Below are 13,260 nucleotides of genomic sequence, written 5' to 3'. Positions count from 1 at the left end.
TAAAATTTATAATATTTAAAATATTTCAAAATTCCTAAAAAATTAACTTTATTATTTATTTACATATTTTTATAAAATATAATATTTATATTATTTTATTTATTTCTGTAAATAAATGAATTATTGATCTTAATAATATATCGATTCATAATTTTTCCAATTATTTTCTATTCCTATGTGAATTATAAAGTAAATAGAATCAAAAATGATCAATAAATTATACATTAAAATTTTATTGGGATTCCATCATGTAAAAATTTTTTCTTTTTAAGAAGACTATCCTTAGATTCTAAATTATTTTCATCTACTATACAACAATTCACTGGACAAATAATTACACATTGAGGTTCTTCATAAAAACCAATACATTCTGTACATTTTTCTGATACAATAAAATAAATATCTTTTTTTATAGGATTTTTATATTTTGTTATTTTTTTAGATGTTCCATCTGATATTCTCCACTTTTTTCCTCCTTCATATATTGCATGATTTGGGCATTCCAATTCGCAAGCTCCACAATTTATACATTCATCTGTTATTTTTATAGACATTTAAATTAAATAATTTTATTAATAAAATTAATAGAATCATAAAATATTATTCTATTTTTTTTAAATTTTTTTTCATACAAAATAAAAATTTTTTATAATGATTATATTCTAAAAAAAAAATATAATATCAATCATAATTTATTTTATAGAATATAATTAAAATGGAATTTTAATAACTAATTTATCTTTTTCTATATATTTTTTTTGAAAAATTTTTCCACTTATTATAGGTGATTTTAATCCATTTTTTAAAAAAATATTACAGATAAAAATTCTAGATTCATCCCAAATTTTTTCTTTTATAAAACTTTCTAAAGTCATTTTACCCCCCTCTACAATTAAAGAAATAATCTTTTTTTTGTATAAATAATTCAAAATATTTTTGATTATTTTTTTATCAAAAGAAATCTGAACAAATTCCGTATTTTTACGGTTTTCTTTTTTTTTTTCTGTAAAAATAATTGTGTATTTTGTTTTATCTAAAACAAAATAAGTATCGGATATACTTAAATTTCGATCCAATACAATTCTAATAGGATTATTTCCAAACCATTTTCTAACATTTAATTTTGGGTTATCATTGATTACTGTTTTTCTTCCAACTAAAATACTATCCTCTTCAGATCTCCATTTATGACTCAATTGTCGAGAATAAATTCCACTAATCCATGAATTTTTTTTTATTGAATTATCCATAAATCCGTCATAACTTTGTGCCCATTTCAATATAACATAAGGTCTATTTTTTTCATAAAAAGTAAAAAATCGTTTATTTAAATAACGACATTCATTTTTTAATACATTTTCTATTACCTCTATTCCATATTCCCTTAATTTTTTTATTCCTAATCCATTTACCTTATCACAAGGATCTTGTGTACCTATTACAACTCTAGGAATTCTATTCTTAATAATTAAATCAACACAAGGTGGTGTTTTCCCAAAATGAACACATGGTTCTAATGTTACATAAAGTGTAGAATCTACCAATAAGGATAAATCTTTAACAAAATTAATAGCATTTATTTCTGCATGATACATGCCAATTTTATAATGCCATCCTTCTGAAAGGATCAATCCATTTTTTTCTATAACACATCCTACCATAGGATTAGGAGATGTTGTTCCTAATCCATTTTTAGCTAGTTGAATAGCTCTATACATAAATTTTTTTTTATATTCCATTCATCAAAGTTTAATATGTGGGTAGTGTCAAGAATTCCATATTTTCCAAGATTCTTCAGCTTGAATACGAAACATTTCTAATCCATTTCGAATCATTGCTCCTTTTTCTTCTCCTTTTTTTAGAAATAAAGTTTTAGGGGGATTATAAACTAAATCGTATAGATAATGATGAGAAGATATCCATTTATAGGGTAAAGAAGGACATAAATTTATTTTTGGATAGGTTCCTAAAGGAGTACAATTAATAATAATTTGATAATTTTCTAATAGATCTTTATTAATTTCTTCATAAATCAAAAAATTTTTATTTTTTTTCCTAGAGACATATTTATGATCAATTCCTAATTTATTTAAAATAAATGAAATGGAACTAGAAACTCCACCAGTACCCAAAATTAATGCCTTGGGATTTTTATATGAAAATTTATTCATATCTTTTTTAAAGGATAATTCAAAACCTAAAATATCTGTATTATATCCAATACGATTTTTTTTTTCATCAATTTTTATAACATTTACAGATCCAATAATTTTTGCTTCTGGCATTAATTCAGTAATAAAAGAAATGATGCTTTGTTTATATGGAATAGTAATATTGCATCCTTTTAAATAAGGAATATTAAAAATAGATAAAACTTCCTCTATTTTTGGAATATCGAATATTTCATAAGTTGTCTGAATAATAGATTCTTTTTGAAATTTTTTTAAAAAAAATTTTTTTGAAAAAGAATAACTAATTTCTTTTCCAATCAATCCAAAAATATATTTATGGTTTTTTTTAGAATAACTATATTTTATCATATTTTTATTCTTCTCCTTTTAATCTCATTCGCTCTCTATATATAGCTCGTAATATTTCATTTCTTCTACCTTCAGAAGGTTTTATATATTGTTGTTTTTCTCTAAATTCCTTTAAAATACGAGTTTTATCAAATTTTTTTTTACATTTTTTTAGGGCTTTATCAATAGATTCACCTTCTCTAACTGTCGTAATTAATACCATATAAAAAAAATCATAAAATAAAATAATTGAAATAAAAAAAATCCTAGTGGACACTATCGGATTTGAACCGACGACCTCTACTCTGTCAAAGTAGTGCTCTAAACCAACTGAGCTAAATGTCCTTTTTACAAAATTAAGTATTTTTTATTTATGTAATAAAAAGAGAATAGATTATTTTACTTAATTAAAAATGGACTATATAAATTTAAAAAAAATGTTACATAATATATTAGAAAAATCTATAGATAATTTAAAAGGATTAAGCTTAAAAAAAGCCCATTTATTAAATGTAGAATTAAATATTCATACATATGAAGATTTTCTTTTTTTTTATCCAAAAAAATATGTCAATTGTCCTATATTAGAGGATATATCTAAATTAAAATTTAAAGAAAAAACTTCCAAAAGTATCATACAAATAATGGGTACAATTACAAAAATTGAAGAAATTAACTATAAAAATAAAAAAGGAAAAATATTAATAGCACGTTTAGAAAATAAAACGGGATTTATTGAATTAGTATGGTATCATAAAATAAATTTTTTTAAAAAAAATTTAAAAAAAATAATTCCTATAATAGTTTATGGAAATATTCAATTTTTTCAAAAAAAAATTCAAATTATTCATCCAAATATTCAAAAATTTCAATTTTTTCAAAAAAAAATTTCCATATTACCTGTATACTCGATATCTAAAAAACTAAAAAAAAATGGAATCAATAATTTTTTTATAATGAATTTATTGAAAAATCTAATAGAAGAATCAAAAAATAATATAGAAGAAGTTTTTTTTCAAGATCTTATAAAAAAAAAATTAATGCATAGAAGAGAAGCATTGATTCAAATCCATTTTCCAAAATCTTTAGAAAAACTATTCCAAGCACAATATCGTTTAAAATTTGAAGAATTATTTTTTTTAAAACTATCTCTACTATCTAAAAAAAATAGAAATATAAAACTTTTATATAGTTATCCTTTTTTAAAATTAGGAAAAAACTTTTATAAATTTTACAAACATTTTTTACCATTTTCTTTAACAGAAGATCAAAAAAAAGTTTTTAGGGAAATCCGAAATGACTTAAAAAAATCCATTCAAATGAATCGATTATTACAAGGAGATGTAGGATGTGGAAAAACTATCATTGCTGTATTATCTATGCTAATTGCATTGGATAATGGATATCAATCTTGTTTAATGGTCCCTACTGAAGTTTTAGCTATACAGCATTATTTTTCTATTGATAAAATGGTTTCTTTAATTGGAATTAGAACAGCTTTATTAACAAGTTCAGTATCTATTAAAAAACGAAAATTTATATATAGTGATCTTCTTACAGGAAAAATATCTATTCTTATAGGTACCCATGCCTTAATTCAGAAATCCGTTCATTTTAAAAATCTTGGATTAGCAATAATTGATGAACAACAACGTTTTGGTGTAGAACAAAGAGCTAAAATTTTAGAAAAAAATAAAATACCACCTCATATTTTGATTATGACTGCTACTCCAATTCCTAGAACGTTATCAATGACCCTTTATCAGGATTTAAATATTTCCATTATTAAAGAATTACCTTTAGATAGAAAACCAATAAAAACTATTCATTTTTGGAATAAAAATAAACCTAAAGTATTTGAAATTATAAAAAATCAGATTTTAAAAGGAAGACAAATATACATCATATATCCTACTATAGAAAAATCTAAAAAAAATGAATATCAAAATTTGATAAGTGGCTATAAAATATTAAAAAAAGAATTCCAAAATTTAGAAAATAAAATAGGAATTCTTCATGGTAGAATGAACTATCAAGAAAAGAATATTCAAATGGATCAATTTTTAAGTGGAAAAAATAAAATACTGGTATCCACTACTGTTATAGAAGTAGGAGTAGATGTACCTAATGCTTCAGTTATTTTAATAGAAAATGCAGATTATTTTGGATTATCTCAATTACATCAATTAAGAGGGAGAGTGGGTAGAGGACCATATCAAAGTTATTGTTTTCTTATGACAAATGAAAAAATTAGCATTGAAAGTCACTTTAGAATAAAAGTAATGTGCCAGACTAATGATGGATTAGAAATATCTAAAAAAGATCTTAAATTAAGAGGAAGTGGAGATTTAATAATAGGTACAAAACAAAGTGGGAAAAGTTGTTTACGCATTGCAAATCTTATCCAAGATTATAAATTAATGAAAGAAGTTATTCCAATTGCTCAAAATTTTTTTCACAAAAAACCCAATTTTTTTTTAACTCATAGAGTTTATAAATACTATAATAAATATTTATGGAAAAAATAAATTAGTTGATTTAAAAAAAATCTAAAAAAAAATATGAATTATATATATGTATGTATAGATTAAATAGTTTGCAACGTAAAATTATCAAAACTATTAATGGACCAATTCTTGTTATTGCTGGGGCTGGATCTGGAAAAACACGTATTCTAACACATAGAATTGTTCATATGATTAATAATATAGGAATAAATCCATCTAATATATTAGCTTTAACTTTTACTAACAAAGCGGCTAAAGAAATGAAAAATCGTATTTCAAATATGATGAATGAAACTAATTTTAATTTAATCTCATTAGGTACATTTCATTCTATATTTTCTGGAATTTTACGAAAAGAATCTCATTGGTTGGGTTATAAATCTAATTATACTATTTATGATCAAAAAGATTCAGAAAATGTTATAAAAAAAATATTAGAAGATACAAATGTTAAAACATCTTTTAGTCCTAAAAATATTATAAAAAAAATATCTGAATATAAAAATAATTTCTTCGATAAATTAAGAAAAAAAAAAGAATTCTATTATAAGGATATAAAAAAAATTTATAAAATTTATGTCAAAAAATGCTCTAATTCAGAAGCTTTAGATTTTGATGATATATTACTACACACAAATTATTTATTTTTTCGTTTTCCAAAAATACTGCATAAATACCAAGAAAAATTTCAATATATATTGATTGATGAATATCAAGATACCAATCTTGCTCAAAATATTATCATTAAAAATCTTTCCTCTAAATATAGAAATGTTTTTGCAGTTGGCGATGATGCACAAAGTATTTATGCTTTTCGGGGAGCAAATATTTCAAATATTTTAAATTTTCATAAAGACTACAATGAAGCAAAAATTTTTCGACTTGAACAAAATTATCGTTCCACTAATCACATAGTAGAGGCCTCAAATAAAATTATTTCTTTTAATAAAAATCAACTTTTTAAAAAAATTTGGACTAAAAACGAAAAAGGAGATGAAATAAAAATATATGGAGCTTTTTCAGAAAAAGAAGAAGCACAATATATTGCTGATTATATTCTTTTTCTGAAAAAAATTAAAAAATTTCAAAACAAAGATTTTGCTATTCTTTATAGAACAAATTCACAATCCAATATTTTAGAATATGCAATGAAAGAAAATAATATACCCTATAAGATAGGTGGATCTATATCGTTTTATAAACGTAAAGAAATTCAAGATTTATTAGCTTATTTTAGAATTATCAATAATCCAAAAGATGAGGAATCATTATTAAGAATCATAAAAAAAAAAATAAACAATAAAAAAACTGTTAAATTATTATTAATATTTTCTCAAAAAAAAAATGAAATATTTTCATTTCTTTGTACAGAACTCCAAAATCGTTCTCTTTTCTATGAAAAAGATTACTTATGGAAAGTGATCCATCTAACAATAAATAGGATTATAGAAAATTTTCGTTTAAAATTAAAAGATAAAAATATATATGAAATAGCTCAATATATAGTAAAATTTTTATTAAAAAAAGAGAAAAAAAATAATTATAATCATGATAATTTTCAACTTATATTAGATAATATCTCTTATTATATTAATGATCAAAAAAAATTAAAAAAAAATGGAGATATAAGTTTATCTGGTTTTTTACAATATTTTTCTTTAAGAGAAGGAATAAATGAAAATAAAGAAGAAAATAAAGTTTCGTTAATGACAATTCATTTATCTAAAGGGTTAGAGTTTCCAGTGATTTTTATTACAGGATTAGAAGAAAATTTATTTCCTTCAAAATCTAGTTTAGAAAACCAATTAAAACTTGAGGAAGAACGTCGATTATTCTATGTTGCTTTAACTAGAGCTCAAAAAAAAGCTATATTAACTTATACAAAATATCGTTTTTTATGGGGGAAAAAAATTATGAATATCCCTAGTCGTTTTATTCATGAAATCAATGAAAAATTTATTGAAAAAAAAATATCAATTTCTAATTATTCATACAAATTAAAAACAAATAATTATGAAAAAAAATTAATAAAAAAAGGAATAAAAGTATTTCACAAAAATTTTGGAATAGGAACCATTATAGATATACAAAGACAAAATGAAATAGCCATAATTAAATTTCAACAATCAGGAGAAAAGAAAATTTTACTAAAATTAGCTAAACTCATTATTTATTCATAAACTTTTTCCCATCCATTTTTATTTTATTATGGAAGATAAAAAAATAAAAATAAATTTTAGTCTCCAAAAACTGATTTGTTTCGTAGCAGTAATTTTATTTTTAATTAAATTAATTACTTGGTATATTACTTCTTCTATTTCTATATTTAGTGATGCTCTAGAAAGTATCACAAATATAATTAGTGGATTTATAGGGTTATATAGTCTTTATGTTTCTTCTTTGCCTAAAGATCAAAATCATCCATATGGTCATGGAAAAATAGAATTTATATCCACTGCAATAGAAGGTTTTTTAATTTTTTTCGTAGGAATTATCATTTTTATAAAAATTTTTATACGTGTAAAAAATCATGAAACTATTTTTTTATTAAGATTAGATTATGGAATCTATCTAATGTCATTTACTGCAATTATTAATTACTTTTTAGGTATTTTTGCCTGTAAAATAGGAAATAAAAATAGTGCTTTAACATTAATAGCTAGTGGAAAACATCTTCAAATAGATACCTATTCTACTTTTGGAATTGTGATAGGATTAATATTATTAAATATAACTCAATGGATATGGATAGATTCTATTATTTCTGTTATTTTTTCCTCTGTAATTTTATATACAGGATTAAAATTATTAAGATCGGCTGCAGCTGGAATTATGGATGAATATGATAAAAAACTTTTAAAAAAGTTATCTTTTTATATCAATGAAAAAAAAAATAGTCATTGGATTGATCTTCATCATTTAAAAATTATTAAATATGGAAGTGCTTTACATGTTGATTGTCATTTAACAGTTCCATGGTTTTTTAATATAAAAGATGCTAATAAAGAAGTACAAAAATTAACAAAACTAACAAAAGATAAATTTGGAAATAAAGTAGAATTATCTGTTCACGTAGATGCTTGTAAATCAAATCATTGTTATATATGTTTTAATAAATTATGTAAAGTTAGAAAAAATATTTTTCAAAAAAAAATTCTTTGGACGTTAGATAAAACTTCATATTACAACAATAATAAAAGAAAAGATCTTATTTTTATAAATAAAAATCAATATGGAATATAATACTAATCGTTTCAAATTAGTTATACCAGAATATGGAAGAAATATTCATAAAATGATCGATTATGCAATAAAAATAAAAAATAGAAAAGAACGTAATCGTTGTGCATGGAGTATCATTAAATTAATGACGTATTCCAATCCTAGATTTAAAATTCCTTATTTTCAGCATAAATTATGGAATCAATTATTTATTATGTCTAAATATCAATTAGATATTGATACACCTTTTCCAAAACCAAATCCAGAAAAAAGAAAAATTTATCATTATAAAAAAGTAGTCTACCCTGACTATTTAACTAATTTTCGATATTATGGAAAAATTATAAGAAATATGATATATGTAGCAATAAATTGTAAAAATAGTAAAAAAAAAGAAGGATTATTTTATGCTATAGCAAATACAATGAAGAAAAATTATTTAAGGTGGAATAAAAATATTGTAGAAGATGATATCATATTTAAAGATTTAAAAGACCTTTCAAAAGGAAAAATCTGTTTAATGAATAAAACTAATCCATTATTACAATCTTCCTATCTTTTAAATCCAAAAAGAAAAAAAAATTATATGAGAAAAAAATATGAATATGAAAAGTAATGGCTTCTTTTAAAATAGAAGGTGGAAATTTTTTAAAAGGGGAAATAAAACCACAAGGTGCAAAAAATGAAGCTTTACAAGTTTTATGTGCAGTTTTATTAACATCAGAAAAAATAAGAATAAAAAACATTCCAGAAATAGGAGATGTTCAATGTTTAATACAAATTCTTAAAAATTTAGGAGTTATAATAAAAAAAAATAATATTGGAGATTATACTTTTCAAGCAAAAGAAATTTATATTGAGTATTTAAACACAAAAAAATTTTTTATTGAATATGGACAATCTATTAGAGGATCTCTAATGATTGCAGGTCCTTTGTTAGCTCGATTTGGAAAAGTATGTATGCCAATTCCTGGAGGGGACAGGATTGGTCGTAGACGATTGGATATTCATTTAAGAGGATTTGAATCCTTAGGTAGTCAGATAGTTTATAAAGAAAATCAATATTTTTATATTTATTCCAAATATTTAACAGGAAAATATCTTCTTTTAGAAGAAGCTTCTGTAACAGGAACAGCTAATATTATCATGGCAGCTACCTTAGCAAAAGGAAAAACAACTATTTATAACGCAGCTTGTGAACCTTATATTCAACAATTATGTAGATTATTGAATAGAATGGGATCAAAAATAAAAGGAATAGGTTCTAATTTAATTCATATTATCGGAGTTACAGAATTAAGTGGATGTTCACATACTATTTTACCTGATATGGTAGAAATTGGAAGTTGGATAGGATTAGCAGCAATTACTAGTTCCGAAATAAAAATTAGAAATGTTAGTTGGAAAAATTTAGGAATTATTCCAAATACATTTAAAAAAATGGGGATAAAATTAGAAAAAGAAAATGATGATATTTATATTCCATCTCAAAAATATTATAGAATAAAAAAATTATTAAATAATGCTATATTAACAATTTCTGATGCACCATGGCCAGGATTAACTCCCGATTTATTAAGTATTTTAACAGTTGTCGCAACTCAAGCAAAAGGAAGTGTTTTAATTCATCAAAAAATGTTCGAAAGTAGATTATTTTTTGTAGATAAACTAATTGAAATGGGTGCACAAATAATATTATGTGATCCTCATAGAGCAACTATTATTGGATTAAATCATCAATCTTATTTGCGAGGTTCGATATTAAATTCTCCGGATATAAGAGCAGGAATTGCACTTTTAATAGCAGCACTTTCTGCTAAAGGTACTAGTATAATAAAAAATATAGAACAAATAGATAGAGGATATGAAAATATTGATCAACGATTACGTATTTTAGGAGCAAAAATTTCCAGAATAGTATAATTTTTTATCCAGTAATATGGATTATTAATAGATGACTTTTTTATCCATAATCCAATTTTATTTTTTTTCGCTATATTTTCTATTATTTTCATATAATAATCCAAAAAAATGATCACTATTTTATTCATAAAGCTTGATTTTTTTTATGGACAATCTATATCCAAAATCCTTATTTTGTAATTTTTCATTTTTTTTTCAGAAAATTTAAATTATAAAGTATATCCATTATAAATTTTAATTACTTTTCCTGGTATTTTCGATATTATCGATAATAAAATAATTAAAAATAACCGAATAAAAAAATCCATATTTTATTATTTTTTTATACATTTTATACAGTTTACTATTATTCACAAAATCAATTAACTTTATATATAATAATAATAAATAAATGAAAAAATACAATAATAATGAAAAATTATGGAAAAATTCGAATATATAACTAAAAAAGGATTAAAAAAATTACAACAAAAAATAGAAAGATTAGAAAACATTGAACGTCCAAAAATATCAATGCAAATAGCTGAAGCAAGAGATAAAGGAGATATTTCAGAAAATGCAGAATATGATGCAATCAAAGAAGCACAAGGATTTTTAGAAATGAATATAGCTAAGTTTAAAAAAAAATTATCCAATGCAAGGATTATAGATGAATCAAAAATTAATAGAACTAGGGTTTCTATTCTATCTACAGTAAAAGTTAAAAATCTAACTTATGGTGGAGAACAAATATATACTTTAGTTCCAGAAGGAGAAGCCGATTTAAAATTAGGAAAAATTTCTATAAATACTCCTATATCTACAGGAATACTTGGAAAAAAAGTAGGAGAAATTGCCCATATTAATTTACCTAATAAGATGATACTTGATTATGAAATTTTAGAAATAGGATTTAATGAATAAAAATATTTTTACAAAAATAATTAAAAATGAAATTTCCGCTTATAAAATAGCAGAAACTTACAATCATTTAGCTTTTTTAGATATTTATCCATTAAAAATAGGACATACTTTAGTGATACCAAAAAAAGAAAATATAGAAAAAATATTTTCTCTTACAAAAAATGAATTTCTCTCTATTATGTCTTTTACTCGAAAAGTAGCTATAGGGATTGAGAAAATAATACCTTGTAATCGTATAGGTATATTTGTTCTTGGATTTGAAATTCCTCATGCTCATATTCACTTAATTCCTATGGATAAAGAAAGTGATGGAAATTTTTCTAAAAAAAGAATAGATCTATCGGAAAAATATTTAAAAACTTTATCAAAAAAAATCAAAAAATCTATTAAAATTTAAAAATAATAATTATTAATTCTATTTATTCAAATGAAATAGAATTTTTAATCCTTTTATTGTATGTAATTTATCTTTAAAATGAATCTCTTTAGTTAAAGGAGTATATATATGCGAAAGTCCTCCAGTAGCAATTACAAAACAATTTTTTTTTAATTCTTGATTAATACGATTAATAAGACCTTCTACCATACTTAAATATCCATAAATAATTCCACTTTGTATACATGTTTCAGTATATTCTCCTAATATATTGGGAGGTTTTTTTAATTCTATTTGTGAAAGTTGAGCAGTATTACCAATCAATGCGGATAAGGAGCTATTAACTCCTGGTGCAATAATAACTCCTTTAAGATTTCCATATTTATCTATACAGGTAAAACTTAATGCAGTACCAAAATCTATTACTAAAATATTTTCTTTATTATATAATGTATATGCAGCTATAGCATTAGCGTATAAATCTGTTCCTAATTGATGAGAATAATGTCTTATTGGAGAATAAGAATATCTATCTACTATTATTGGTTTAATTTTATGTATTTCATATAAAGATTGTTCTACAATATTCGTAAGGGGGGGAACTACAGATCCAATAATAATATTTTTTATTAATTTTGAAAAAATTCCATATTGTTGATATATATTCCTAAACAATAAAATATATTCATCTAATGATCTGTGGGGATTACTATTAATAATCCATGAACAATTACATTTTAAATTATAATTATTATTAAATAATCCAAAACGAATACTGGAATTTCCAATGTTTATAGTTAATAACATTATTAAATTCATTTTTTAATAATAAAAAATGTAATTAAATTTGAATATTTCATATTATAATTCTGTTTTTCAATTATTTATTATCAATATAAAAATATGTTTATATATTTTCATAATAAAAAAAAGATTTATTATAAAATAAAAGGAAGTGGAAAATCTATTGTTTTTTTGCATGGATTTATGGAAAGTTCAGAAATTTGGAATTTTTTTTATGATATGTTTTCCGAAAAATATAAAATTCTTTTAATTGACTTTCCTGGTCATGGAAAAAGTTCTTCCTATGAAGAAAAAACTATTTTTACTATGGAAGAGGTAGCTGATATAGTAAAAATTATTTTAGAAAAAGAAAATATAGAAAAATCGATATTTGTTGGTCATTCTATGGGGGGATATATTGCTCTTGCACTTGCAGAAAAATATTCAAAAATATTTTTAGGTTTATGTTTAATTAATTCTACCGCAAAATCAGATACAAAAGAAAAAAAGAAAAATAGGATTCGTTCTATACAATTTGCAATAAATAATTATCCTTTATTTATCTCTTATAGTATACAAAAACTGTTCAATCCTAAAAAATTAGATTTATTACAAAAAGAAATTCATTTTTTAAAAAAAATTACTTTATCTATTTCCGTTAAAAGTGCAATTTCTTTTTTACGAGGAATGTCAATTCGAAAAGATAGAACATTTTTATTAAAAAAAACTAAATTTCCAAAATTGTATATAATTGGTTTACATGATTTAATTATTCATGAAAAAAAAATACGTGAAGAAGCAAAATTAGGATATAATTGCCATTTCATGGAAATAAATACAGGTCATATGGGACCTATAGAAAAACCTAAAGAAATAAGTAAAATATTAGAAAAATTTATAAATATCATAAAATAATAAATAATTACTATTTATAATAATGAATAAAAATAAATTACGAAAAAAATATCTTTTTTACAGAAAATCTTTTTCAAAAAATGAAATACTAAAAAAAAGTTATGACATATTT

The 13,260-nt window shown here is 22.3% G+C and carries 13 protein-coding genes and 1 tRNA gene; 8 read left to right on the top strand and 6 right to left on the bottom strand.

The annotated features are described in order from the left end of the window. Window positions 1-224 precede the first annotated feature (224 nt). The 5 genes from BLBCPU_RS00680 to BLBCPU_RS00660 form a co-directional block, all read right to left on the bottom strand. Window positions 225-554 (bottom strand): 4Fe-4S dicluster domain-containing protein, encoded by a 330-nt coding sequence (locus BLBCPU_RS00680; RefSeq protein ID WP_014246087.1) that lies wholly within the window; start codon window positions 552-554, stop codon window positions 225-227. A gap of 156 nt (window positions 555-710) precedes the next feature. Then, window positions 711-1,739: a bifunctional diaminohydroxyphosphoribosylaminopyrimidine deaminase/5-amino-6-(5-phosphoribosylamino)uracil reductase RibD gene (gene ribD / locus BLBCPU_RS00675; RefSeq protein ID WP_014246086.1), complete on the bottom strand. Its 1,029-nt coding sequence runs from the start codon at window positions 1,737-1,739 to the stop codon at window positions 711-713. A 27-nt stretch (window positions 1,740-1,766) separates the two neighbouring features. Continuing rightward, window positions 1,767-2,540 (bottom strand): shikimate dehydrogenase, encoded by a 774-nt coding sequence (locus tag BLBCPU_RS00670; RefSeq protein WP_014246085.1) that lies wholly within the window; start codon window positions 2,538-2,540, stop codon window positions 1,767-1,769. 4 nt (window positions 2,541-2,544) lie between these two features. Further along, window positions 2,545-2,742 carry a 30S ribosomal protein S21 gene (gene rpsU / locus BLBCPU_RS00665; RefSeq protein ID WP_014246084.1) on the bottom strand — a complete coding sequence of 66 codons (198 nt, stop codon included), beginning with the start codon at window positions 2,740-2,742 and terminating at the stop codon, window positions 2,545-2,547. Between the two features lie 47 nt (window positions 2,743-2,789). After that, window positions 2,790-2,864, bottom strand: a tRNA-Val gene (locus tag BLBCPU_RS00660). Window positions 2,865-2,956: 92 nt separating this feature from the next. On the opposite strand from BLBCPU_RS00660, the gene recG reads away from it, so the two are divergent. From recG to BLBCPU_RS00625, 7 genes are all read left to right on the top strand, one after another. Then, window positions 2,957-5,047, top strand: coding sequence for an ATP-dependent DNA helicase RecG (gene recG / locus BLBCPU_RS00655; protein WP_014246083.1), 2,091 nt, complete (start codon window positions 2,957-2,959; stop codon window positions 5,045-5,047). Between the two features lie 50 nt (window positions 5,048-5,097). Next, window positions 5,098-7,206: an ATP-dependent helicase gene (locus tag BLBCPU_RS00650; RefSeq protein ID WP_014246082.1), complete on the top strand. Its 2,109-nt coding sequence runs from the start codon at window positions 5,098-5,100 to the stop codon at window positions 7,204-7,206. A gap of 28 nt (window positions 7,207-7,234) precedes the next feature. After that, window positions 7,235-8,269 carry a cation diffusion facilitator family transporter gene (locus tag BLBCPU_RS00645; RefSeq protein WP_014246081.1) on the top strand — a complete coding sequence of 345 codons (1,035 nt, stop codon included), beginning with the start codon at window positions 7,235-7,237 and terminating at the stop codon, window positions 8,267-8,269. Then, a complete protein-coding gene (locus tag BLBCPU_RS00640; protein WP_014246080.1) occupies window positions 8,259-8,864 on the top strand; it encodes a DUF4290 domain-containing protein in 606 nt (201 codons plus the stop codon). Before BLBCPU_RS00645 ends, BLBCPU_RS00640 begins: the two co-directional genes overlap by 11 nt. Next, complete coding sequence (gene murA / locus BLBCPU_RS00635; RefSeq protein ID WP_014246079.1) at window positions 8,864-10,171, top strand: UDP-N-acetylglucosamine 1-carboxyvinyltransferase; 1,308 nt, start codon at window positions 8,864-8,866, stop codon at window positions 10,169-10,171. Before BLBCPU_RS00640 ends, murA begins: the two co-directional genes overlap by 1 nt. A gap of 420 nt (window positions 10,172-10,591) precedes the next feature. After that, window positions 10,592-11,074 (top strand): transcription elongation factor GreA, encoded by a 483-nt coding sequence (gene greA, locus BLBCPU_RS00630; protein WP_014246078.1) that lies wholly within the window; start codon window positions 10,592-10,594, stop codon window positions 11,072-11,074. Next, a complete protein-coding gene (locus BLBCPU_RS00625) occupies window positions 11,067-11,471 on the top strand; it encodes an HIT family protein (protein WP_014246077.1) in 405 nt (134 codons plus the stop codon). Before greA ends, BLBCPU_RS00625 begins: the two co-directional genes overlap by 8 nt. A gap of 18 nt (window positions 11,472-11,489) precedes the next feature. On the opposite strand, the gene BLBCPU_RS00620 is transcribed toward BLBCPU_RS00625, so the two are convergent. Continuing rightward, window positions 11,490-12,257: a type III pantothenate kinase gene (locus BLBCPU_RS00620; protein ID WP_014246076.1), complete on the bottom strand. Its 768-nt coding sequence runs from the start codon at window positions 12,255-12,257 to the stop codon at window positions 11,490-11,492. Window positions 12,258-12,353: 96 nt separating this feature from the next. On the opposite strand from BLBCPU_RS00620, the gene BLBCPU_RS00615 reads away from it, so the two are divergent. Continuing rightward, window positions 12,354-13,148: an alpha/beta fold hydrolase gene (locus tag BLBCPU_RS00615; protein WP_014246075.1), complete on the top strand. Its 795-nt coding sequence runs from the start codon at window positions 12,354-12,356 to the stop codon at window positions 13,146-13,148. Window positions 13,149-13,260: the final 112 nt, after the last annotated feature.

Origin of the sequence: Blattabacterium sp. (Cryptocercus punctulatus) str. Cpu (assembly GCF_000236405.1) — a bacterium.
Taxonomy (GTDB): domain Bacteria; phylum Bacteroidota; class Bacteroidia; order Flavobacteriales; family Blattabacteriaceae; genus Blattabacterium; species Blattabacterium punctulatus.
Note: the sequence above shows the minus strand (reverse complement) of the source record. Positions and strands in the feature narration are given on the sequence as shown.